Below are 23998 nucleotides of genomic sequence, written 5' to 3'. Positions count from 1 at the left end.
TCGTCAGACGCGTCGGCAACACGGAAGCCGGTCTGAACCCGCTTCGAGGTGACATCGAGAGAAGCGTTGGTGCTGCGCAGCGACGACAGAGCGACGAGCGCGCCAACGTTGGTATTGACGGAATTAGCCATGATATTGCTCCTTTTCCTATTCTAGGAAAGCGGGGTTGAGGTCGTACGACAGGTACTCGGACGCAGTTTTATACTCGAACGCACTTCAAACGGACTGTTTTGGGAAACCGACTGTATACGCGTTTGATAGATCGGCGCGCCGTTCCGTTTTTGGAGCGGCGCGCCGTTACTCTATTAACGGAACAGGCTGAGCAGCGTGTTGGGCTGCTGGTTGGCGATCGACAGCGCCTGGATGTTGAGCTGCTGGCGGACCTGCAGGGACTGCAGGGTCGCGCTTTCGGCCGCAACGTCGGCGTCGACGAGGGCGCCAAGGCCCTTCTTGGTGGCGTCGACCAGATCGTCAACGAAGCCCTTCTGCAGCGAGATCGAACGCGACTGCGCCGCGACCTGCGCCGAGATGGAGTTGACGAGCAGTTCGAGGGTGCCCAGGTCGCCGATCGCCGAGCTGTAGTTCGACGCAGCGGTGTAACCGCCGGTGAACGTGCTCGAGAAGCTGGCGGCCGCCGCAGACAGCGAAGAGTTGGTCTGCAGGGTCAGCGTCGTGCCGGTCACGTCGGCCACGAAGGTCACCGAGGTGTCGGCGGTGAGCAGGTTCTTACCGTTGTAAGACGCCTGGCCGATATAGTTCTGAATCTGGCTGACCAGCTGGTTCACGTCATTCTGGTACACGACGCGCTGGTCAGAGGTCAGCGAGCCGTCGGCCAGATTGGCGAACTTGGCCTTGATGTCACCGATCAGGTTCGAAATGCCGGTCAGAGCGGCAGCGGTAACCTGACCAAGGCCTTCACCGGCAGCCAGCGACGACTGCACAGAAGCATAAGCCTTGATGTTACCGCGGATGCCCTGCGCAACCGCGAACACCGCGGCGTCGTCAGACGCGTCGGCAACACGGAAGCCGGTCTGAACCCGCTTCGAGGTGACATCGAGAGAAGCGTTGGTGCTGCGCAGCGACGACAGAGCGACGAGCGCGCCAACGTTGGTATTGACGGAATTAGCCATTTTTAAGCTCCTATTCTAGGATCACAGATGGATGCTCTCTTTTGAGAACTACCGGGGTTAAAGCAGATTGCTGTAACAAGTGTCAATCGGAAAAACTGTTTCCTCGCCCCGGTTCATCGCTAAAAGTCATTATTTTTCAAACACCTTAACAGGTCGTTAACGAACCAATCCGCATGGATTATGGTTAATGACTCGTCATATGGCTGAAATGTAACAACATTCCGCATATTATGACTGCCAACCCTGTTTCAGGCCCGTAACTACCGCCGTCCAGTCATCGGGCTGGACCTGCCGCAGGATCGAGACGCTGTCATACCAGCGGCTCCCCTCCCCAGCCTCGGGCCAGTACCAGAGTCGCCCGCGCCCGCGGGGCAATAACAGACGGGCGGGCAGGCCCAGGGCCCCTGCCATATGCACCACCGTGGTGCTGACGCTGATCAGGCCATCCAGGGCCGCTGTCTGCGCAGCCAGCGAATCAAGGTCAGCCATGCTGTCGATGGCGGGATCGCGGTGGATCGCTACGCCATGCTCGCGCAGCAGGCGCAGATCCTCGTCCACATCGCCATATTGCTGGCAAATCCAGAAGACATCCGGTCGCGCCAGGGCCGGCGCCAGCAGCGTCAGTGGAATGCTCTTGTGCGCGCCAATACTGGCATTGCCACTGCGCCAGCTCAGGCCGATCACGCGGCGCTGTGCGCCAGCCATGTGCCGATATTCAGCGTGCAGTCGCTCACGCTGTTGCGGGTCGGCCAGCAGATAACGTCCCTTGCCGGCAAAATCGGTTTCGCTCTGGCGCAGGATGGCACCCAGACTGCCGAACGGACATTGTGCCGCGGCAGCAACCGGGGTGCCACGTGCGACGACCGTGACATCACGACCGGCGAAGGAACGCGCGAACAGGGCAACGAGGCGCGGTTCAACAGCAATCACCAGGCGGGCGCCACTCAGGCGACGCGCATCCTCCAGCATGGTGCCATAGAGAATCTGGTCGCCCGCGCCCTGCTCGCCCCACAGCAGCAACACTGCACCGGCCATCGCCTGACCGGTCCAGCGCGGCAGGCCGAGACCCCAGTCGCGCTCCTTGTAATCGGGATTGCGCCAGCGCCATTCATAGGCAGGCCAGCCATTGGCGTAATCGCCACTGGCCAGTCGGAACACGCCTTCGTTCATCCGTGCGACCGGCCATTGCGGCGCGATCAGCCGCAGCTTGTCGAAATGTGTCTGCGCACCGGCTTTGTCATCCAGCTCCTCCCACAGCAGCATGGCCAGGTTGTTGCGCGCCTGCGCATGCTGCGGCTGCAGGCGCAGTGCCCGCTCGAAGTGTCGCCGGGCCGCAACCGGATCGCCATGGCTGCGCAGCAGATTGGCCAGATTGTAATGCCCCTCGGCATAATCGGGGTCGAGATCCAGCGCGCGGGTATAGGCCGCCATCGCTTCATCGTTGCGACCCAGCGCGAGCAATGCAGTGGCAAGATTGCCATGGAAGCCGGCCTCGTTCGGCTGGACGGCAATCGCCTGTTCGATCAGCGCCAGCCCGCCGGCATGATCGCCGGTCTGATCCTTCAGCACGCCGAGCAGATGCAACGCATCAGCCTGCTTCGGCTCGCGCGCCAGCACCGCCTCATAACCGGCACGGGCGGCGACATGCTCTTTCGCCTGATGATGGGCTACGGCCTGCCGCAACATGGCCGCGATGCTCTCGCTCATCGTGGCTGCTCCCCCTGCCAGCGCCGCAATGCATCAGCGACCTGGTCGATGATGCCAGTCCAATCGTCGCTGCGGCCATTGGGCTGACGGAACAGGCGCAGGGCGGGATACCACGGACTGTCTGTGCGTTCGAGGAACCAGTACCACAGCCGCCCGGCACCACCCGGCACCAGCGCCCAGCAGGGCCGCCCCAGCGCAGCGGCGATATGCAGGCCGCTGTTGCTGGTGCCGATCACCAGATCCATTGCTGCCGCCTGCGCCGCATACCGGTCGATATCGGTCAACTGGTCGACACTGTCGTCATGCAGGATATCGACGCCGAACTGTTGCTTGACCGCAGCGCGTTCCTCCGCTGTGTCGCCATACTGCAGATCGACGAACAGGATATCCTTCTGCGGCAGGCCTGATTGCTTGAGGATAGGTGCCCAGGCCGCCAGCGGCACCGATTTGAAATCGCCAAACATGGCATTCTTGCTGCGCCAGGTCAGGCCCACGACATGGCGCTTGCCCAATCTCTCGCATTCTGCGCGATAGCGCGTGCGGAATTCGGCCACCAGGTGAGGATCGGCCCTGAGATAGGCCTGCGCCGGCGGGAAATCGGCCAGTGTCGGGCGCAACACCGCACCCAGCGCACCGATCCCGGCCTGCGCATCGGCCATGGCGGCAATGTCCTTGTCATGCCCGGCATTCATCGCCTCGATATGCAGATCGGGGAATGAGCGCCGCATCAGCGGCACCAGCCGCGCATCGCAGGCAAACACCGGCACGACGCCGCGTGCAGCCAGTGCGGGCAGCATCTGCGCGTAGATCACCTGGTCGCCAATGCCCTGTTCACCCCAGACCAGCAGGCGCTGGCCGGATCGCAGCTGCCCGTCCCAGTCCGGCAGGCGGTCGCGGAAAATCTTGCCGCGCGGATCGACCGTGCCGGTCAGCAGCCGTGCACGATACAGCGGCCAGCCTTCGGCCAGTTCGCCGAGTGACAGCAGCAACAGACTGAGCTTGAGGTCGACATCGGCCAGCACATCATCGCTGCGCCGGTTGCGTGCCGCATGGGCCGCGCGATAATCCGCCAGTGCCGCCGCATACTCACCCCGCTGTTCACGCAGGGTGCCGCGGCCGCCAAGCACCATGCAGTCATCGGGCGACAGGATCATGGCGCGATCAATCTCGCGCAGCGCCTCGGCGCCACGGTCCAGCAGCTGCAGGGCGATGGCGCGATTGACCAGTATCTCGACACGATCAGGGGCAAGCACGGCCGCGCGGTCGAGGCAGTCGAGCGCTGCGGCCATGCGCTGCTGCTTGATCAGCAGCACGCCGAGGAGCAGCAGGCTGCTTACCCGTTCCGGGGCCTGTGCCAGCACTGCTTCCAGCACCTGCACCGCCTCGGCCATCGTATCGGGCCGCTGTGTCTTCGCCAGCGTGGCAGCATAGTTCTCGCGGATATCGGGGTTGTTGGGCGCCAGCGCAATGGCCTTGCGGTGATGCAGCAGGGCATCCTCGTAGCGCCGTTCGGCGCGCAGGGCCAGCCCGGCCAGATCACGCAGATCGGCGGCCTGGGGTTCGGCCTGTACGGCCAGGCCAAGCTCCACGATGGCTTCCGCCATCTGCCGTTCCGCCATCAAGGCAGCGATCAGGCCGCGGCGCGCGCCGGCATGGTCGGACTCCAGAATCAGTGCCGTGCGGTAGGAAGCAATGGCGCTGGCCCGGTCGCCCTGCCCGAGCAAGGCCATGCCAAGGTTGCTGTGAAAATCCGGCGCCTGCGGCACCCGGGCAATGGCCTGGCGGATCAGCGCCGCGGCTTCGGCATGCTGGCCCTGCTGATCGGCGATGACGCCCAGCAGATGCAGGGCATCGGCCTGACCAGGCACCAGCTGCAGCACGGTGCGATAGCAGGCCGCGGCATGCGCGTGATCGCCGGCCTCATGGGCCTGCACGCCGGCCTGCAGCCACTGCACCGGGGTTTCGGGCTTCGGGCCAGTCATGGGCGGTTCAGCAGTGCATTGAGCCGCAGCAGCGCCGAGGCCCAGTCACCGGCCTGCGCCTGCCGCACCAGCCGGATCGAGTCATACCAGGGCGTCGTTTCACCTTGCGGCGGCCAGTACCACATGCGGCCGCGGCCCGCTGAGAGCAGGATGTCGCAGGGCACGCCGAGCGCGCCGGCGAAATGCACCGTCGAATTGCTGCTGCTGACCACGGCATCAAGCGCTGCAATCTGCGCCGCCAGGCCATCGAGATCGCGCATGGCATCGATCTCGGCATCCTGATGGATAACGATGCCGTGGCGCTGCGTGAATTGGGCGATCTCGCTCGCGACCTCGCCATACTGCAGCGAAACCCAGACAAAGCCCGGCCGCTGCAGCACCGGCAGCAGCGTCTCCAGATTCAGGCTTTTGTAATGGCCGACATGCCAGTTGGCACTGCGCCAGGACAGGCCGACCAGCCGATCGCCCGGCTGGCCCAACGCCGCATAACGGTTGCGCAGCATTGCACTGCGCGCCGCATCCGCCTGCAGGTAGCGGCCATTACCGCAGTCGGCCGGGCTCGGCCGCAGCCATTGCCCCAGGCTGCCCAGCGGACATTGCACATCGGCGGCGATATCGGCGCCGCGCTCCACCACGGTGGCGCCAGTCTGTGCCAGCGAGCGCGCGAACAGCGGCACCAGCCGGGCTTCGACAGCGACCGTGACCTCGCCGCCTCCCACGCCTTCTCCGGCGCGCCGGATCGCATCGGGCAGCATGGTGCCATACAGGATATGGTCGCCGATGCCCTGTTCGCCCCAGAGCAGCAGATGCCGGCCGTTCAGCGGTTCACCGCTCCAGCGCAGCAGCCCGCCGCCCCAATCCTGTTCGCCGAAGCCGTCGAAGCGCCACCGGTGCTCGTATTCCTGCCAGCCGCGCGCATAGTCGCCGATCGAGAGCAGGAAAAGGCCGTAATCCATATGCGCTTCGGCCACATCGCGGTGACTCTCGAATACGCGTTCAAACGCGGCACGCGCGCCAGCCACATCATTGGCAAGACTGAGAGCATAAGCGAGGTTCTTTTGGGCCTTGAGAAATTTCGGCCGCTGGGCAATGGCGCGACGATACCAGTCGGCAGCGGCCGCGAAGTCTTCCTGCTCAAGCGCGTCGTTACCGATACCGTTCATCGCCGCGGCATCATCGGGATTCAGCGCCAGTGCCGTCTGGAATGCGGCCCGCGCGCCGGCCTTGTCACCGATGCGCCGCCGCGCCAGGCCCAGCATGCTGGCAATCTCGGCATTCTGTGGTGCGCGCGCTGCCGCAGCCTCGAAACAGGCCAGGGCTTTCTCGGTCTCGCCCAGATCGAGCAGGCAGCGCCCCTGTTCATTCAGAAGAAGCGCACTGGGCCGCGGCAGCTGCGGCAGGCTCCGCTCCAGCAGGGCGACAGCTTCCTCTGGCCGTCGTTGTTCGCGCAGCGTGCTGGCCAGCAGCCGCAGTGCATAGACATCCTGCGGCGCGGCAGCAACGGCGGCCGAGAAATGCGCGATGGCCTCCTCGGCCTGCCGCTCCTGCTTGGCGATCAGGCCAAGCCGCGTCAGGGCTGCGACATTGCCGGCATCCAGTTTGAGCACAAGTTCGCAGGCTCGCTGCGCATCGCCAAGGTGTCCACTCACATGGAGTCTCTTGGCCGTGCCGAGCGCCAGGCGGATTTTCTGAGCGATCCTATCGGGCTGCATGATACTCTGCCGAGACTTATGCCATGACCGTTAATGGATTGGTAATCCCCGGCGATCCGGGAGCACAGATGTGATTTTTCCCAAGGCGAGTCCTCCCGGGCCGATTCCCTCCGCACTGGCCGACTCCAGCGCCCCCACCACGACCGCGCCGGAACTGCTGGCCGGGCCGGCTGCCTATACCCGCGCCCTGCTGCACGACTTCGGCGGCTATTTCCTGTCGCTCGGCCTGCTCAGCCTGGGCGGCATCCTGCTCCTGCCCATGATCACCGCCAGCCTGAGTCCGGCGGAACTGGGCCTGTTCAGCCTGGTCGATACCGCACTGACGCAGGGCCTGACGCTGGGCCTGCTCGGCCTTAAATTTTCCTATCTCTACTATTACGCCCATATCCCGTCCGACGACCGCCCGCGGCTGCTCGGCAACACGCTGATCCTCTGCAGTGCCGGCAGCCTGGTGGTCGGCATCCTGCTGGCCGGGCTGTTCGGCAGCACGACGGTCATGGCGCAATTCGATGCGGTCCCGCTGCCGATGGCCTGGCTGCTGGTACCACTGCTGTTCATCGGTGCGACACAGGTGGTGCTGCTGACCGAGTTGCGCGCCGCGCGCCATGTCAAGCTCGCCGGCGTGATTGCGGTGGCGCAGCTCGCGCTGCTGCTGGCCTTCAGTTACTGGATGGTGGTGGAGCAGCGCTATGGCCTGCCTGGCCTGCTGGGGGCGCAGCTGATCGCGCAGGGCAGCGCCACCCTCGTCGCGCTGGTGTTGCTGTTGCCGCGCCTGACAATCGATTTCGATATCGCGCGGTCGCAGCGGCTGCTGCGCTATGGGCTGCCAATGATGGGCAGCCTGACCCTGCGCTATGCCCTCGATACGATCTGCCGCTTCCTGCTGGCCGCGCTGGTCTCGATCGAGACGGCCGGCCTGTTCCTGGTGGTCAACCGCGTCACCATGCTGTTCGAGGGCCTGCTGGCAAACCCCTTCCTGATGGCCTTCGGTGGCCTGGTGCATCATGCCCTGCGTAAAACCGATGCGGCGCAGATCCTGGGCCGTATCAGCAGCGTGATGCTGGCCGCTGGCGCCGCCTTCGCCCTGATCCTGCTGGCGCTGCGCGAACCGCTGTTCCAGATGCTGGCGCATGACCCGATGCCCGGCAGTGCCGGCCTGTTTGCCCTGCTGCTGCTGTCGCGGCTGGTGATGACGGTGCGGTCGCCGCTCACCGCCGGCATGCTGCGTGACGGCCGCACCGGCTGGTCGGCCACCAACAGCCTGCTGGCCCTGATGCTGTTCCTCGCCCTGATCTGGCCGGCCGCGACCCTGGCTGGCGCCACCGGCACCGCCTTTGCCATGCTTGCCGCCAACCTGATCGCCACCCTGCAACTGGCGGTGGCCGCCCGACGGCAATGCCAGCAGTATCTGCAACCTGAAGCTTGGGCCCTTGCCGCGCTGCTGGTGGTTGCCGCGGTTGCCATTTCGCTGCTCGGCGACCTGCCCCTGGCGCTGTGGGGCGTTATACTGGCTGCCGCCGGCTGGCTGTCACTCCGACTGCTGCGTCATGTGCACGTCATGGATCGGCTATAGTGGTGCAGCATGACGATTCGCAATCTCGATAAACTCTTCGCGCCCAAATCGGTTGCCGTGATCGGCGCTTCGGGCACGCCCGCCCGTGTCGGCAGCGTGGTGCTCGATAACCTGATCCGCGGCGGATTCAACGGCGCGATTTGGCCGGTCAACCCGAAATACCGCAGCCTGCAGGAGTTGCCCTGCTACGCATCCGTGCGCGCCCTGCCCGGCATACCCGACCTTGCCATCATCGTGGTGCCACCGACCGCCGTGCCTGAACAGATTGCCATGCTGGGCGAAATGGGCTGCCGCGCCGCCGTGGTGCTGACGGCCGGCCTGTCGACACAGAAGCTGGCCGATGGCCGCAGCCTGCAGCAGGCCATGCTGGACGCCGCCAAACCATATCTGCTGCGCATCCTGGGGCCGAACGGAATCGGCCTGATCATTCCGGGCCTGCGGCTGAATGCCAGTTTCGCCCATGCCAATGCCGCGCCGGGACAGTTGGCCTTCGTCAGCCAGTCGGGCGCGCTGTGCACCATCGTGCTCGACTGGGCCCGCCAGCATGGCGTCGGCTTCAGCCATTTCCTCTCCGTGGGCGATTCAGCCGACGTCGATTTCGGCGACATCATCGACTATCTCGCCACCGACCCGCAGACGCGCGCGATCCTGCTCTATATCGAGTCGGTGAAAAACGCGCGCAAGTTCATGTCGGCCGCCCGGGCGGCGGCGCGCAACAAGCCGATCGTGGCGGTGAAATCCGGCCGCAACGCCCGTGCCGCCCAGGCCGCGGCCTCGCATACCGGGGCGCTGGCCGGCGGTGATGACGTCTATACCGCTGCGCTGCGTCGTGCGGGCATCCTGCGCGTGAATGGCGTCGAGGAACTGTTCGACACCGTCGAGACACTGGCGCGCAGCCGCCGCCTGCCCGGCGAACGCCTGGCCATCGTCACCAATGGCGGCGGCCCCGGCGTGATGGCGGTGGATACGCTGATCGAATGCGGCGGCACCATGGCCGACCTTTCTGGTGCCACGCTGGATGCGCTGGATGCCGTGCTGCCGTCGACCTGGTCGCATGGCAATCCGGTCGACATCATCGGCGACGCCCCGAGCCAGCGCTATGCCGACGCGCTGAAGATCGTGCTGGCCGACCCCGGCGTTGACGCGGTGCTGGTGATGCACGCCCCCACTGCCATTGTGCCGTCGCTGCAACCGGCCCAGGCGGTGATCGAAACTGCGCGCGGTGCAACCAAGAATGTGCTGACCTGCTGGTCGGGCGGCGAAGCGGTGCAGGCTGCGCGGCGCGCCTTTGCCGAAGCAGGCCTGGCGTCCTACGAAACGCCGGATGCCGCGGCCCGTGCCTTCATGCATATGGTGGATTACCGCCGCAACATGAAGAACCTGATGGAAATTCCGGCCGAGCTGCCGGAGAATTTTTCACCCGATCATGCCGCCGTGCGTGCCGTGATCGAGATTGCGCTCCGTGAAGGGCGCAGCATGCTGAACGAAATCGAAGGCAAGCGCATCCTCGCCGCCTATGGCATTCCCGTGGTGCCCACCGAGGCCGCCATCGATACGGCATCTGCGGTGAGTGCCGCACATCGCATCGGCTATCCGGTCGCGCTCAAGATCCTGTCTCCCGACATCACGCATAAATCCGATGTCGGCGGCGTCGCGCTGAATCTGAGCAGCAAGGCCGAGCTGATCACTGCCGCAGAGGCGATGCTGACCCGCGTGCGCAACCGCAGGCCCGATGCCCGCATCGACGGCTTCACCATCCAGGCGATGATCCGCCGGCCGCGCGCCCATGAACTGATTGTCGGCGCGCTGACCGATCCGATCTTCGGCCCGGCCATCATGTTCGGCCAGGGCGGCGTCGGCGTCGAGGTGATCGGCGACCGTGCCATTGCCCTGCCGCCGCTCAACATGCATCTGGCACATGACCTGATCGACCGTACCAAGGTCAGCCGCCTGATGGCCGGCTATCGCGACTTCCCGCCAGTGGATCGCGATGCGCTGGCCGCCCTGCTGATCCGCGTCGCCCAGATGATCGCCGACCATGCCGAACTGGCCGAGCTGGATATCAATCCCCTCTATGCCGATGACCAGGGCATGGTGGCGCTGGATGCCCGCATGGTGATCCGCCCCAGTGCCGTGCATGGCCATGACCGATTGGCGATCCGGCCCTATCCCAGCGGCCTGGATGAGACCGCCACGCTGCGCAGCGGCGAGAGCGTGTTGCTGCGTCCGGTGCGGCCCGAGGACGAGCCGGCGCATGAGGATTTCCTGCAGCGAGTCTCGGCCGAGGATTTCCGCCTGCGTTTCTTCTCGCCGATGCGGCAGCTGCCGCATAGCGAGATGGCGCGCTTCACCCAGATTGATTACGAGCGCGAGATGGCCTTCATCGCCACACGGCCCAACCCGGCCGATGCTGACGGTCCGGCCGAAACGCTGGGCGTGGTGCGCGCGATCACCGATCCCGACAACCTGCGCGCCGAATTCGCCGTGCTGGTGCGCACCGACATGAAGGGCCAGGGGCTCGGCGAATTGCTGATGCGCAAGATCATCAATTACTGCCGCCAGCGCGGCACCCGCGAGATCGTCGGCGACATCCTGCGGGAAAACCAGGCGATGCGGACCCTGGCGGCCGAATTGGGCTTCCAGCGCGTGGCGTCCAGCAGCGCCGGCAGCGATGTGGTCGAGGTCCGCCTGCCGCTGCAGGGCTGAAAACCGCTTAAATCGTGATTTATGGTGGGGTTGCCCGAAGCACCCCCGCTCTCTATCTTAAGCGTGCCGGGACGGTGGATTCCGGGAGCCCCGTTTGCCACATGATTGATCCTTTCGGCCGTTCGATTTCTTATCTGCGCGTGTCGGTCACGGACCGCTGCGATTTTCGCTGTGTCTACTGCATGGCGGAAGACATGACCTTCCTGCCCAAGGCCGATGTGCTGAGCCTGGAAGAGCTCGACCGGCTCTGCTCGGCCTTCGTGCGCATGGGCGTGCGCAAGCTGCGGCTGACCGGCGGCGAGCCGCTGGTGCGGCGCGGTATCATGACCCTGATCGACAGCCTCGGCCGCCATCTGAAGACCGGCGCGCTGGACGAGCTGACGCTGACCACCAATGGCAGCCAGCTGGAGAAATATGCCGATGGGCTGGCCGCGGCCGGCGTGAAGCGCATCAACGTGTCGCTCGATACGCTGGACAGCGACAAATTCACCGAGCTGACCCGCTGGGGCAAGCTCGACAAGGTGATGGCCGGGCTGCAGGCGGCCAAGGCGGCCGGGCTGCAGGTCAAGATCAATGCCGTGGCCTTGCGCGGCGTCAACGACATGGAATTCAACGACCTGATCGCCTGGTGCGGCGACGAGGGCTTCGATCTGGTGTTCATCGAGGTGATGCCGATGGGCGAGATCGGCGAGGAAGCGCGCATCGACCAGTATATGCCGCTGTCGATGGCGCGGGCGCAGATCCAGCGCAAATGGACCCTGGACGAGACCGACTACAAGACCGGCGGCCCGGCGCGGTATTACACCGTGGCCGAAACCGGGCGACGGCTGGGCTTCATCACGCCGCTGACCCATAACTTCTGCGAAAGCTGCAACCGCGTGCGGCTGACCTGCACCGGCACGCTGTATATGTGCCTCGGCCAGAACGATGCCGCCGACCTGCGCGCGCCGTTGCGCCTCTCGGAAAGCGACGCGCCGCTGGAAGATGCCATCCGCGAGGCGATCGCGCGCAAACCCAAGGGCCACGATTTCATCATCGATCGTCGCCAGGCGCCCGCCGCCGTGCCGCGCCACATGAGCGTGACCGGCGGTTAAGACTCAATCCTTGCTGACGCCATTGGCCAGCGTGTACTGGTCGGCACGCGCCCTGTAGCTGAAGCCCTTGCGCAGGCCCCAGCTGGTCACCTCGATATGCAGCGGGATCAGCGCCTGGTCGTCCAGCGCCATCTTCGAGCCCTGCTGCAGCAGCATTTCGCGTTTACCTGCATCCACCGTGCGCAGGGCTTCCTCGATCACCGCATCCAGTGCCGGATTGGAATAGCGCGTCTTGTTGGCAGCGCCAAAACCCTTGTCGCGATTGACCGTGGCGACGATGGAACGCAGCGGGTTCGACATCTCGCCGGTGCCGGCCGCCCAGCCGACCAGGCCGGCGGAATATTTGAACTCATCGCGATTCTTGAAGAACACCGTGGCATTCACGGCATCCACCTTGGTCTTCACACCGATGCGGGTCCATTGCGAGGCCACCGCCTGCGCCACCTCGGAATCATTGATATAGCGGTTGTTGGGCGAGCCCAGCGTGATCGAGAAGCCATTCGGATAGCCCGCATCGGCCAGCAGTCTCTTGGCCGCATCCGGGTTATAGGCCTCCGGCCTGGCATCCTTGCGGGTGCCGAACATCGGGCTGGGCAGGAAGTCGCCGGCCGGCTTGCCCAGGCCTTCCATGATGCGGCTGGCAATCGCATCACGGTTGATCGCCATGGACAGCGCCTTGCGCACCCGCACATCGCGCAGCGGATTCTTGCCGTCCGTGTCAGGAATGCCGGCGGTCGGCTCCGACTGGTCCAGCGAGATATAGATCAGCCGGTTCGACACCACATCGCTGATCTTCACATTCGGATTTTCGCGCAGCTTCTTCATATCGGCCGGCGGCGGATTCTCGATCATGTCGACATCGCCGGCCAGCAGGGCCGCGACACGGGCGGCATCGTTCGACATCGGCCGGTAGATCACCTGGCTCCAGACCGGCTTGCCGCCCCAGTAATCCGGATTGGCCGCCAGCACCAGGCGGTTGCCGCGCGTCCATTCGACGAATTTATACGGCCCGGTGCCGACCAGGCCCTCGCCCTTGTTCAGCGCCTCGGTGGTCATGCCCTCGGCCACATCGGCCCTGGCGGCTTTCGACGACATGATGGCGACGCGGCTGAGATCGTTGGGCAGCAGCGGCGACGGCGCCCGGGTGATGAAATGAATGGTGTGGTCGTCGATCACCTTCACATCGCTGAAGGCGCGTGCAAACAGCGTGAACGGCGACGGACTGTTCGGCACCTTGGCGGTGCGCGCCATCGAGAACACCACATCGGCGGCCGTAAACGGCGAACCGTCATGGAACCGCACACCCTTGCGCAGGCGGAACTCCCAGGTGGTGTCGTCCAGCGTCTTCCAGCTTTCGGCCAGGCCCGGCGTGAGTTTCTGCGTTTCATCCTGCTGGATCAGCGTGCCGAAGATCGAATAAGCGATCTGGTTGTTGATCGTCAGGTTGAAGTAATGCGGGTCGAGCGAATTGAGTTCACCCGACAGGCCGATCCGCAACTCCTGCGCCTGCACCGGCAGGCTCAGCCCCAAAGCCAGCACTGCCACCGCCAGCGTCTTCCAACCCGACATCGCCATGACGCATTCCTCTATTTCAGCGTGATCCGGTGCGCGAATGTCTGCCCATCCGACACGGTCAATTCCTCGAACCCCATCATACGGGCGAGATCGAGGAAGGTCAGCACGTCCTGCAGGTTATTATCGCGGAACATCGGGGTGCCGCGGGCGATGCTGGTCAGCTGCGCCAGCATGGCGCGGGCCTGATAGATGCCGCGGAAGCCGTGGCTGCCGATGGCGACGATGATCAGCCGCTCGAAACTCTCGCCCTTGGCAAACATCACGAAAGTGGGCGGATAGGCACGCCCGTTCTGCTGATAGGCCAGGGCGGTGACAAAGCCCAGGCGTGTGTCGCTGCTGGCCTCCGGCATCACCGCGGCACGGGCCTTGTAGGTCTCCCGGGAACTGATCGGCGGATAGTAATAGCCCGCATGGCGGTCGGTATCCGCCACGGCAGGTCCGGCCAGCAGCAGGCCCAGCGCCATCAGCATGGCATGAAGCATGATTCGTGATCCCGACATCCCGTTCCCCTCCGTTATCGCGCCGGCCCGTTATGATCGCGCAGGTCATGGAAGGCTGTCCGCCTCCGGCCCCACTGGCTATACTGGCCGCAACTCAGGTCTGACGTATTTTCATCCAGTCTGGCGGGCACGACTTCCAATGACGCATTTTAGCAAGATCGCCTTTGTCGCGGCCAGAGGCGATACCGCCGAAGCCGCTCGGGCGCGGCTGGCATCGCGTTATGGCGATACCGCGCCGGAAAAGGCCGAAGTGATCGTGGCCCTGGGCGGCGACGGCTTCATGCTGCAGACCCTGCACCAGTACATGACCAGCCGGATTCCGATCTATGGCATGAACCAGGGCACGCTCGGCTTCCTGATGAACGAATACCGGGAAGACAGCCTGATCGAACGGCTGGCCGAAGCCCAGGCGGCCATCGTGCACCCGCTGCGCATGCGCGCCGTCACCCTTGGCGGCGAGGAGCATGAAGCGCTGGCGATCAACGAGGTGGCCCTGCTGCGCCAGACCCGCCAGACCGCCAAGCTGCGCATCTCGATCGATGGCCGCGTGCGCGTCGAGGAACTGGTCTGCGACGGCGCCCTGGTGGCGACGCCGGCCGGCAGCACGGCCTACAACCTGTCCGCCCATGGCCCGGTGTTGCCGCTCTCGGCCGGGGCGCTGGCGCTGACCCCGATCAGCGCCTTCCGGCCGCGGCGCTGGCGCGGCGCCCTGCTGGGGCGCAATGCCACGGTGAAGATCGAGGTGCTGGAAACCGCCAAGCGCCCGGTTTCGGCCACGGCCGATTTCAACGAGGTGCGCGACGTCGCCAGCGTCGAAATCCGCGAAGCGCCGGAGATCGGCCTGACCCTGCTGTTCGATGCCGGCCACAGCCTGGAAGAGCGCATCCTCAACGAACAGTTCCTGACATAAAAAACGCCGCGGAATCGCTTCCGCGGCGTTTCTGTCTGAGCGCCGGCCGCGATCAGTCGCGGGTCACGCCATTGGCAACCGTATACTGGTCGGCACGCGCCTTGTAGCTGAGGCCCTTGCGGGTCGCCCAGGGCGTGATCTCGATATGCAGCGGGATCAGCGCCATATCGTCGATCGCCATCTTCGAACCCTGCTGCAGCAGCGCTTCGCGCTTGGCATTGTCGACGGTGCCGAGCGCCTGCTCGATGATCGCATCGAGCTGCGGGTTCGAATAACGGCCCTTGTTGGTGCCGCCGAAGCCCTTGTCGCGGTTCGGCGTCGCCACCAGCGAGCGCAGCGGGTCCGACATTTCGCCGGTGCCCGCGCCCCAGCCGGCCAGATAGGCCGAATAGACGAAGGAGTCACGGTTCTTGAAGAACACGGTGGCCGTGGTGGCATCCACCTTGGTCTTCACGCCGATCCGCGTCCATTGCGAGGCCACCGCCTGCGCCACTTCGGCATCGTTGATGTAGCGGTTGTTCGGCGAGCCCAGCGTGATCGAGAAGCCGTTCGGATAGCCGGCCTCGGCCAGCAGCTTCTTGGCGGCATCGGCGTTGAAGGCATCCGGCTTGGCATCCTTGCGGGTACCGAACATCGGCGAGGGCAGGAAATCGCCGGTCGGCTGGCCCAGACCTTCCATGATGCGGCTGGTGATGGCATCGCGGTTGATCGCCATCGACAGCGCCTTGCGCACGCGCACATCCTTCAGCGGGTTCTTGTCGCCCGCATCGGGGATGCCCACGGTGGTCGGCGTGCTGAAGCTGTCGAGATGGATGTAGATCAGGCGATTGGACACGGCCTGGCTGATCTTCACATTCGGATTCTCGCGCAGCTTCTTCAGGTCGGCCGGCGGCGGATTCTCGATCATGTCGACGTCGCCGGCGAGCAGCGCGGCCACACGGGCGGCATCATTCGACATCGGGCGATAGATCACCCGTTCCCACTTCGGCTTGTCGCCCCAGTAATCCTTGTTGGCGGCGAAGACGATGCGGTTGCCGCGCGTCCATTCCACGAACTTGTAGGGGCCGGTGCCGATCAGGCCTTCGCCCTTGGCCAGCGCCTCGGTGGTCATGCCTTCGGCCACATCGGCCTTGGCGGCCTTCGACGACATAATGGCCACGCGGCTCACGTCGGTCGGCAGCAGCGGTGCCGGCGCCTTGGTGACGAACTGGATGGTGAAGTCGTCGATCACCTTCACTTCGGAGAAGCTGCGGGTGAACAGTGTGAACGGCGACGGGCTGTTCGGCACCTTGGCCGGGCGCGCCATCGAGAACACCACGTCGGCAGCGGTGAACGGCGCGCCGTCATGGAACTTCACGCCCTTGCGCAGCTTGAATTCCCAGGTGGTGTCGTTGATCGCCGTCCAGCTTTCCGCCAGGCCCGGCACCAGCTTCTGCGTCTCGTCCTGCAGGATCAGGGTGTCGAACAGCGTGAAGGCCAGCTGGTTGTTCGGACCGAGATTGTGATAGTGCGGGTCCATCGCGCTCGGCTCGGTCGAAATGCCGATCTTCAGTTCCTGGGCCTGCACGGCAACCATCGGCAGGGCAAACACGCCAGCCGACAGCAGGGCCGCGGCCGTCAGCGTTTTCCATCGCGGCGTTTTCCAAAGCATGGTCATCACAGAGTTCTCCCCTCAATGGGCGCGTCGTTGCGCCCGCAAAACTGGGAGGCAGATTGCCGATTCAGGCCGGGTGAAACAAGAGGCGGCTAGGCGACGAGTGCGATTGCGAAAAGGATCAGAACCATGCCGGCGATGCGGTTGATCCAGCGGCGCATCCTGATACCCACGCGCTGCCGCAGGGCGGCAATCGTACCACTCAGTATTGCCCACCAGAGCAGCGAACCGATGAAAACCCCGGCAACCGCGCTAGCGGCCGTCACCAGCCCCGGCTCGGCCGCCAGCCCCAGGCCGGCAAACAGCGCGGCAAAGGATAGAATCGTCGACGGATTGCTCATGGTCAGCGCGAAGGTGACAGCAAACAGCCGCAGCGGGCGACCGGTCATCGGCGCAGCCGCATCGGCTTCTGCCGGCGCTGACGACAAGGTGCGCCAGCCGAGCCAGGCGATGAACAGCGCGCCGCCCCATTGCAGGATCTGCTGCACCGGCACCGGCCCGATGCTGCCCAGCCCGCCGGCCAGCACGGCAAAGCCCGCCGCCGCCAGCGCGGCATAGAGCGCATCGGCCACCGCCGTGCCGATGCCGCCGCTGAAGCCCATCCAGAACCCGCCGGCCAGGCTGCGCTGGATGCACAGCACGCCGATCGGCCCCACGGGCGCCGCCACAGCCAGCCCGAGCAGGATGCCGCGCAGGAAGAATTCGCCATCCGCGGTCATGCTGTGCCGGTCATGCTGGCGACGCGGTCGCCACAATTGGCACGGCTGCGGTTTCCTTGGCAGTGGAGAGCGCGATCATGGTCTGGCTGCGCGGGATGCCGGGCAGCGCCTTGATGCGGCGTGCCACCAGGTCTTCCAGGTCCAGCAGGCTGGCCGCCCGCACCTTCAGCAGATACGACCAGTCGCTGGCGACATGATGGCATTCCTGGATCGCGGCGTCCGCGCGGACCAGCGCCAGGAAGGCCGCTTCATGCTCGGGCCGCTCGATCAGGACATAGACGAAGGCCAGCACCGGGCTACCGACTGCCTGCGGATCGACCCGCGCGGTCCAGCCGGCGATGGCGCCGCTTTTCTCCAGCTTTTTCAGCCGCTCGTTGACGGCCGAGACCGACAGGCCGACGACGGCCCCGATCTCGCCATAGGAGGACCGGCCAAAAACCTGGATATGCTCTAGTATTTTCCTGTCAAAATTGTCCATACCGGCAATTTATGCCGAAAGAACGATAGAATTCAAGAAAATCTATGGCGTGACTTCCAGGCCAATCGGACAGGACACGCCCGTCCCCCCTAAGCCGCAGTAGCCATTGGGATTCTTGGCCAGATACTGCTGGTGATAGTCCTCAGCATAATAGAAGGCCGGCGCGGCGATGATCTCGGTGGTGATCTTCGCCCGCTTCGCTTTGGTCAGCGCCACCTGATAGGCATCGCGCGAGGCCTCGGCCGCCTGCTGCTGCGCCGGCGAGGTGGTGTAGATGCCGGAGCGGTACTGCGTGCCGGTGTCGTTGCCCTGGCGCATGCCCTGGGTCGGATCATGGCTTTCCCAGAAGATCTTCAGCAGCGCGCTGTAGCTGATCTTGGCCGGATCAAACACCACCTGCACCACCTCGTTATGGCCGGTCAGGCCGCTGCAGACCTCTTCGTAGGTGGGATTCGGCGTGTAGCCGGCGCTATAGCCCACCGAGGTGCTGTAGACGCCCGGCCCGGCCTGCCAGAACTTGCGCTCGGCGCCCCAGAAGCATCCGAGGCCGAAGATGGCGACCTCCATGCCGTCCGGATACGGCCCCTTCAGCGGATTGCCGTTGACGAAATGCTTGGCCGGCACCGGCATGGCGGTGGCCCGCCCGGGCAGCGCCCGGTCGCGGGGCGGCATTTCGACCTTATGGCGTGGGGTCTGGAACCACATGGCATCCTCCGGATCTGTTGCGGGGCCGTGATCAAGGGCAGGCCTGCAGTCTGGGCAGCCCTGCCCTGCGGCGCCTCTTGGTTGCGGCGATCTTGATACAAGGTAGGGTGCCGGGGTCGGAAAATCAAAATCACAACCCCGCGTTTCGCCCTTACCCGTAACTCACCGTGCTCGCTTTCCCGCTTTACACCCGCCTGATCGGCACCGGCACCCGTCGCGGCGTCGCCTCGATGATGCTCGGCATGGCCGTATTCGTCGCCAATGACAGCCTGGTGAAGCTGGCCAGCAGCACCATGCCGACCGGCCAGCTGATCTCCCTGCGCAATTTCATGGCCACGCTGCTGCTGCTGGCGCTGGTGTTTGCCACCGGCCAGGCCAGCCAGCTGCGCCGCGCCCTGCATCCGGCGGTGATGACGCGCAGCAGCCTGGATCTGATCGCTACGCTGCTCTTCATCGTGGCGCTGTTCCATATGCCGATCGGCAATGTCACCGCGATCAACATGAGTTCGCCGCTGATGATGACCGCGGTGGCCGCTGTGGTCCTGCACCTGCCGGTAGGCTGGCGGCGCTGGACCGCGGTGGCCGTCGGTTTCGGCGGCATCATGCTGATCGTGCAGCCGCGCGCCGAAGGCTTCAACGCCTATGCGCTGGTCGCGCTCTGCTCCACGGTGTTCGTCGTGGCGCGCGATCTCAGCACGCGGCGCATCGGCCAGGACATTCCCTCCCTGATCGTGGCCACAACCAATTCGGTTTTCGTGACCGGCGGCGCGCTGGTGCTCTCCGCCTTCGAGGGCTGGGTCGCCATCGGCTGGCGTGAATACACGCTGCTGGCCTGCGCCGGTGTCTTCCTGATCATCGGCTATCTGCTGATCGTCGATGCCTTCCGCCATGGCGACATCGCCACCGTCGGCCCGTTCCGCTACACCGGCCTGATCTGGGCCTTGCTGGCCGGCTATCTGATCTGGGGCGACATGCCCAACGGGCTGGCCTGGGCCGGCATCGTCATCGTGGTGGCCAGCGGGCTGTACGTGCTGCACCGCGAACGCGTGCGCGGCCGCGACGAAGCGGCGAAGACGGTACCGGTGGAGTGAACGGATCAGGTGATCTGCTTGCCGATGAAGCTCATTAGCTGACGAAGTTCCGGCTTTCCATTTGAGCCAAAAGTAAAACTTAAGGCCCGGTTCGATAGCCCAAAAACGCAAGGCTCCAGAATCTGTGCAGTTTGTGATTTCGCAGGGATTGCCGCGCCTTGGTTCTGCCTATTCAAAACAGCGATACCTGCAGGATCGACAATAAAGAGTTTGAGATTTCCGGTTTTAGCTGCATCAAAGAGAGCATTATTGATATGATTGTCATTAAAGCCATATCCAATAATCATTAGGTGTGTATTTGGCTTACTTATCTCAGATCGAAACGTCTCAAGATGCTGCTTCAGCACCGAGTGAGCAGCAATGGCCCTATCCTTGTAACCTCCCATAATCATTAAACTGTTATTTTTTGCGTCGATCCAATTCGACGACCCGTGCAATTTGATTAAAGGCTGTACTTTTCCATCTAACTTGTACGGCACGTCCTCTGCTGCCCACATATAACGAGCCGCTTCAGAAACCAGCGGTGATGCGACTTCTCTCGCCCGCTTCATTCCTGGCAAAACCCAGCCACTCCAACCTTGACCAGACAACTCAACATTTCCGTTTAGGTAGTGATACTCAAGCAATAAATCCTGATTAAGCGAGAAGATCGTATTAAAATAAGCCAAGAATTGACTTAGGCTATACTCTCGAAAAATAGGTTTCTGAAACTCAAAGGTGGCCGTCGAGAAATCAGCATTGAGTTCATCAAATATCCGCTTCAGAGCATTTTGCATCCTCTCCAACTGTGGCGTTAGAGAGGTCTTCCCGGATTTCATGAATTCCATTTGAAGCACAGCTAATGTGTCTTCAAAGTTCTGCGGATACTTCCTCAAAAGAATCAAATCACCATCGGTTAGCTCTGGCGAGCCGAGCAAACGGCTAAATAGATCGGAAGCGAGCGGGCCGCCCCAATTGTAAGAAAATCCTGCTCCAATTAGGAGAGCACGATTCATGCGGACACCTATCGCTTCGCTTGAATTTAGCAAGAAATGAATTGTTTACCGCGTAAATTCCTCCGACACGGTATCCACCGTGCCGATATGATGCGCCATCGCGGTCTCGGCCGCCGCTGCATCGCCCTGCAAAATCGCGCGCACCACCGCATCATGCTCGGCGAATGAACTCGCCAGACGGCCGACCAGCCTGAACTGCGCGCGGCGGAAGGGCGACAGGCGCTGGCGCACCGCCATGGTGTTTTCCACCAGCGCAGTGTTATGCGTGCCTTCATAGATCAGGGTGTGGAAGCCCACATTCATCTGCGCATAGGCGTCTATCTCGCCGTCGCGCACCAGGATGCGGGTGCGTTCGTGAAACTCTTCCAGCTTCTTGCGCTCGGCCGCGGTCATGCGCTGGGCGGCATAGCGCGCCGAGATGGCTTCCAGCTCGCGCATCACCTCGAACAGGTCATGCATATGCTGGCGCGAGGGGATGGCGACGAGCGCGCCGCGATGCGGACGGATTTCCACCAGGCCGGTCTCGACCAGGGCTTTCAGCGCCTCACGCACCGGGGTGCGCGACACGCCGAAGCGGTCGGCCAGATCCTGCTCCTCCAGCCGGGCGCCGGGCGGCAGGCGGCCGGACAGGATCTCGTCGGCAATGCGCTGGCGCAAAGAGCCCGCCCGCGTCTGCTTGCCCGCGAGGTCGAGATCGAGTTCCGGCTTCAACTGGTTCATCTGGCTCTCCAGACCGAATCCCAGTCTACCAGCCAGGCCGCAAAGCCGCCACGGCCGCAATAAGCCCTGCCCCATCCCCCAATTGGCTGCCCGGGCGGCATTGTGACCGCCGCCGATCCGGGGCACTTTGGCCCATGAGCAAGGGGCCAACATGGAAGCACGGCTGAAATCCAACCTGGTGGTGCAGGCAATCCTGCGGCGCTACGACCTGGAAGCCATTCCGGTCTATATCCGCCGCAAGGGCGACCCGGATGCCGGCACAGTGCTGCTCAAGATCGCGCTGGGGCCGCAGGTGGCCACGCTGCTGGGCCAGGCCCGCGATGCCCAGGGCCGGCCGGGCTGGCTGCGGCTGGGCGGCGCCTGCATCAGCGATGCCGATGCCGAATCCGCCATCGCAAAGGCGATCACGCGCGACCCGGACCTCTATGTGATCGAAGTGGAAGACCCCAAGGGCCGCGTGCTGGTCGACGGGCCGATCCTGTAGCCTTAAGCGACGTTTTCCATATCGGCCGGCATGGCCTGCACACGGGCAGCGGCAAACACCTGGCCGATGCCGACCAGCACCGGCTGTTCGGTCCCGATGCGCAGCAGGGCGTCGCCCAGCTCCGACAACTGGCCGGTCCAGCGCGTCTCGTCCCGCCGCGATACCGCCGTCACCACCGCCACCGGCATGGCGGGCGACAGGCCCTCATGCATCAGCCGGGCGGCAAAGGCGCCGCCGGTGCGGCCGCCCATATAGACCATCAGCGAGGTTTCCGGATCGGCCAGGCCGCGCCAGTCGAGATCGCCGGGCAGTTCGCCCTGGCGCGAATGGCCGGTGACGAAACGCACCGAATGCGCCGCATGGCGATGGGTCAGCGATACGCCGAGGCTGCTGGCCGCCGCCAGTGCCGCCGTGATGCCCGGCACCACGGCGACCGGAATACCGGCAGCCTCCAGCGCGGCGATTTCCTCGCCGGCGCGACCGAACACCATCGGATCGCCGGCCTTGAGCCGCACCACGCGCTTGCCCTGGCGCGCCAGCTTGACCATCAGCGCGTTGATGTCTTCCTGCTTGCAGCTGGCACGACCGCCGCGCTTGCCCACCATCATGCGCTTGGCTTCGCGACGGGCCAGTTCCAGCACCTCGTCGGATACCAGATCGTCGAACAGGATCACATCGGCGGCCTGCAGCGCGCGCATCGCTTTCAGCGTCAGCAGCTCGGCATCGCCCGGCCCGGCGCCCACCAGCGTGACATGGCCGCCAGCTTTACTGTGCTCGATTTCAATCTCGGTCGGCACGGCGGTTTCCAGGAAGGCGCGCTCGGCAAAGCGCTCCCAGAAGCTGCGGCGCTGGCTCGGCGTGGGCAGGCGCTCGGCCAGCGTCTTGCGGATGCGCTTGGCAGCAGTTGCCCAGGCGCCGAGTGTGGTGGGCAGCAGGGTTTCGATGCGGCGGCGGATCGCCTGCGCCAGAATCGGCGCCGCACCATCGGTGGAAATGCCGATGACGACAGGCGAGCGGTTGACGATGGCGCCGAACTGCACGTCGCAATGGGCCGGCTTGTCGATGGCGGTGCAGATCGCGCCGGCGGCTTTCGCGGCCGCACGGAAATCAATTGCCGCCGCATCATCCTCGGCATCGATGATGGCGAGTGTGGCGCCCGCCAGATCGGCAGGCTGCCAGCGGCGCGCAATGCGCGTCACGTCGAGGGCCAGCATCTCGGCGCTGAAATCTGCGGCATAGACGGTGACGGTGGCGCCCGCCGCCGCCAGCAGTTCGGCCTTCCAGGCCGCCGCCGCCGAACCGCCGGCGATCACGGCCTGTTTGTCATGCAGGTCGAGGAACACCGGCAGCTTGGCCAGGGTGCCGATGCGTTGCGGATTTGCTTCAGCCGGCTTTCTGGATGCGAACTGCATCGATGATCCTCCGGATTTCGCTGCGGCAGGAGCCGCAATTGGTGCCGGCCTGCAGCGCCGTGCCGACCGCTTCCACCGTGTGGCAGCCACCGGCGACGGCCGCGGCAATCTGCCCGGCCCCGACATCGAAACAGGCGCAGACCTGGGCGCCGCGATCGGGCTGCGACGCGCCGGCGCGGCCGGCCAGCAGGCGCATGCGCTCGCCCGGCGTCGACACTGTTCGGCCGAGCTGTTCGGCGGCCCAGCCGCGCGACACTGCCACCGGCTCGGGTGCGACGAACAGCGCGCCGATCAGGCGCTCGCCGCTGAAGGCCGCGAAACGGTGATGCGCGGCGGCACTGTCGTGATAAGCGAGCAGGTCGATTTCTGATAGCGCATCGAGGCCAAACAGCGCGCGGGCAAAAGCGGTCCAGTCCTGCGGCAATACTGCATCGGCCAGTTCGACACGCCAGCCGTCTTTCGCCTTCGCCTTGGCCCAGTAGCCGGTGGCGATCTCGCCCGGCGCTTCGGCCATCACGGCAAAGCCATACCAGGCTGCCGCGTAAGGGCGCAAAGCCACGGCGGTGAATTTCAGCTCCGGTTGGCCCGAGACCGGATCGGTGGCCGGATTGACCAGGGCATCCACGCGCGCCTTGCCACTGAACTGGTCGGTCCAGTGCAGCGGCACGAAGACGGTGCCGCGCTTCTGGTCTTCGCTCACCAGCGCCCGCACCACGATGCTGGCGCGGTCGTTCTGCAGCACCGCCAGCGTGGCCGCCGTGATGCCATGGGCGGCGGCATCCTCGGGATGCAGCTCGACGAAAGGCTCGGCGATATGGCCCATCAGGCGCGGCGACAGCGCCGTGCGCGTC

At 64.6% G+C, this 23998-nt stretch carries 20 protein-coding genes; 6 read left to right on the top strand and 14 right to left on the bottom strand.

Annotated features, from left to right (window positions below):
* Nucleotides 1-305: 305 nt before the first annotated feature.
* The 4 genes from AAG821_RS21095 to AAG821_RS21080 all read right to left on the bottom strand — a co-directional run bounded on the left by AAG821_RS21095 (nucleotide 306) and on the right by AAG821_RS21080 (nucleotide 6531).
* Complete coding sequence (locus AAG821_RS21095; protein ID WP_341916439.1) at nucleotides 306-1130, bottom strand: flagellin; 825 nt, start codon at nucleotides 1128-1130, stop codon at nucleotides 306-308.
* A 228-nt stretch (nucleotides 1131-1358) separates the two neighbouring features.
* Nucleotides 1359-2837 (bottom strand): tetratricopeptide repeat protein, encoded by a 1479-nt coding sequence (locus tag AAG821_RS21090; RefSeq protein ID WP_341915780.1) that lies wholly within the window; start codon nucleotides 2835-2837, stop codon nucleotides 1359-1361.
* Nucleotides 2834-4819, bottom strand: coding sequence for a tetratricopeptide repeat protein (locus AAG821_RS21085; RefSeq protein ID WP_341915779.1), 1986 nt, complete (start codon nucleotides 4817-4819; stop codon nucleotides 2834-2836). The genes AAG821_RS21090 and AAG821_RS21085 overlap by 4 nt, the downstream gene beginning before the upstream one ends.
* On the bottom strand, nucleotides 4816-6531 hold the full coding sequence (locus AAG821_RS21080; RefSeq protein ID WP_341916437.1) for a tetratricopeptide repeat protein: 1716 nt from the start codon (nucleotides 6529-6531) through the stop codon (nucleotides 4816-4818). Before AAG821_RS21080 ends, AAG821_RS21085 begins: the two co-directional genes overlap by 4 nt.
* Before the next feature lie 70 nt (nucleotides 6532-6601).
* Between AAG821_RS21080 and AAG821_RS21075 the strand changes: the two genes are divergently transcribed.
* From AAG821_RS21075 to moaA, 3 genes are all read left to right on the top strand, one after another.
* Nucleotides 6602-8104 (top strand): oligosaccharide flippase family protein, encoded by a 1503-nt coding sequence (locus AAG821_RS21075; protein ID WP_341915776.1) that lies wholly within the window; start codon nucleotides 6602-6604, stop codon nucleotides 8102-8104.
* Nucleotides 8105-8113: 9 nt separating this feature from the next.
* On the top strand, nucleotides 8114-10810 hold the full coding sequence (locus AAG821_RS21070) for a bifunctional acetate--CoA ligase family protein/GNAT family N-acetyltransferase (RefSeq protein WP_341915775.1): 2697 nt from the start codon (nucleotides 8114-8116) through the stop codon (nucleotides 10808-10810).
* A 101-nt stretch (nucleotides 10811-10911) separates the two neighbouring features.
* Complete coding sequence (moaA, locus tag AAG821_RS21065; protein WP_341915774.1) at nucleotides 10912-11904, top strand: GTP 3',8-cyclase MoaA; 993 nt, start codon at nucleotides 10912-10914, stop codon at nucleotides 11902-11904.
* 3 nt (nucleotides 11905-11907) lie between these two features.
* On the opposite strand, the gene AAG821_RS21060 is transcribed toward moaA, so the two are convergent.
* Both AAG821_RS21060 and AAG821_RS21055 read right to left on the bottom strand, forming a co-directional pair.
* Nucleotides 11908-13479 carry an ABC transporter substrate-binding protein gene (locus AAG821_RS21060; protein ID WP_341915772.1) on the bottom strand — a complete coding sequence of 524 codons (1572 nt, stop codon included), beginning with the start codon at nucleotides 13477-13479 and terminating at the stop codon, nucleotides 11908-11910.
* A gap of 11 nt (nucleotides 13480-13490) precedes the next feature.
* A complete protein-coding gene (locus AAG821_RS21055; RefSeq protein WP_341915771.1) occupies nucleotides 13491-13961 on the bottom strand; it encodes a molybdopterin-guanine dinucleotide biosynthesis protein A in 471 nt (156 codons plus the stop codon).
* 157 nt (nucleotides 13962-14118) lie between these two features.
* On the opposite strand from AAG821_RS21055, the gene AAG821_RS21050 reads away from it, so the two are divergent.
* Nucleotides 14119-14889: an NAD kinase gene (locus AAG821_RS21050; protein WP_341915769.1), complete on the top strand. Its 771-nt coding sequence runs from the start codon at nucleotides 14119-14121 to the stop codon at nucleotides 14887-14889.
* Between the two features lie 52 nt (nucleotides 14890-14941).
* On the opposite strand, the gene AAG821_RS21045 is transcribed toward AAG821_RS21050, so the two are convergent.
* The 4 genes from AAG821_RS21045 to msrA form a co-directional block, all read right to left on the bottom strand.
* Nucleotides 14942-16546 carry an ABC transporter substrate-binding protein gene (locus AAG821_RS21045; RefSeq protein WP_341915768.1) on the bottom strand — a complete coding sequence of 535 codons (1605 nt, stop codon included), beginning with the start codon at nucleotides 16544-16546 and terminating at the stop codon, nucleotides 14942-14944.
* Nucleotides 16547-16635: 89 nt separating this feature from the next.
* Nucleotides 16636-17262 (bottom strand): LysE family transporter, encoded by a 627-nt coding sequence (locus tag AAG821_RS21040; RefSeq protein WP_341915767.1) that lies wholly within the window; start codon nucleotides 17260-17262, stop codon nucleotides 16636-16638.
* 10 nt (nucleotides 17263-17272) lie between these two features.
* Nucleotides 17273-17740, bottom strand: coding sequence for an Lrp/AsnC family transcriptional regulator (locus tag AAG821_RS21035; protein ID WP_341915765.1), 468 nt, complete (start codon nucleotides 17738-17740; stop codon nucleotides 17273-17275).
* Between the two features lie 42 nt (nucleotides 17741-17782).
* Nucleotides 17783-18445 (bottom strand): peptide-methionine (S)-S-oxide reductase MsrA, encoded by a 663-nt coding sequence (msrA, locus tag AAG821_RS21030; protein WP_341915763.1) that lies wholly within the window; start codon nucleotides 18443-18445, stop codon nucleotides 17783-17785.
* Nucleotides 18446-18612: 167 nt separating this feature from the next.
* Between msrA and AAG821_RS21025 the strand changes: the two genes are divergently transcribed.
* Complete coding sequence (locus AAG821_RS21025; RefSeq protein WP_341915761.1) at nucleotides 18613-19536, top strand: DMT family transporter; 924 nt, start codon at nucleotides 18613-18615, stop codon at nucleotides 19534-19536.
* Nucleotides 19537-19541: 5 nt separating this feature from the next.
* Here AAG821_RS21025 and AAG821_RS21020 read toward each other — a convergent pair whose 3' ends face one another.
* Nucleotides 19542-20531, bottom strand: a complete 990-nt coding sequence (locus tag AAG821_RS21020) for an SIR2 family protein (protein WP_341915760.1) — start codon at nucleotides 20529-20531, stop codon at nucleotides 19542-19544.
* 45 nt (nucleotides 20532-20576) lie between these two features.
* Nucleotides 20577-21251, bottom strand: coding sequence for a GntR family transcriptional regulator (locus AAG821_RS21015; protein ID WP_341915759.1), 675 nt, complete (start codon nucleotides 21249-21251; stop codon nucleotides 20577-20579).
* A gap of 151 nt (nucleotides 21252-21402) precedes the next feature.
* On the opposite strand from AAG821_RS21015, the gene AAG821_RS21010 reads away from it, so the two are divergent.
* Nucleotides 21403-21735, top strand: a complete 333-nt coding sequence (locus AAG821_RS21010) for a DUF1491 family protein (protein WP_341915757.1) — start codon at nucleotides 21403-21405, stop codon at nucleotides 21733-21735.
* Between the two features lie 2 nt (nucleotides 21736-21737).
* Here the strand turns inward: AAG821_RS21010 and cysG are convergent, their stop codons facing one another.
* A complete protein-coding gene (gene cysG, locus AAG821_RS21005) occupies nucleotides 21738-23147 on the bottom strand; it encodes a siroheme synthase CysG (protein ID WP_341915756.1) in 1410 nt (469 codons plus the stop codon).
* The coding region (locus AAG821_RS21000; protein WP_341916435.1) for a molybdopterin dinucleotide binding domain-containing protein at nucleotides 23119-23998 on the bottom strand (880 nt) is incomplete at its 5' end. The genes cysG and AAG821_RS21000, both read right to left, overlap by 29 nt.

This window comes from Ferrovibrio terrae, from assembly GCF_943372915.1.
GTDB lineage: Bacteria > Pseudomonadota > Alphaproteobacteria > Ferrovibrionales > Ferrovibrionaceae > Ferrovibrio > Ferrovibrio terrae_A.
This window is presented reverse-complemented; position numbering and strand designations above follow the sequence as displayed.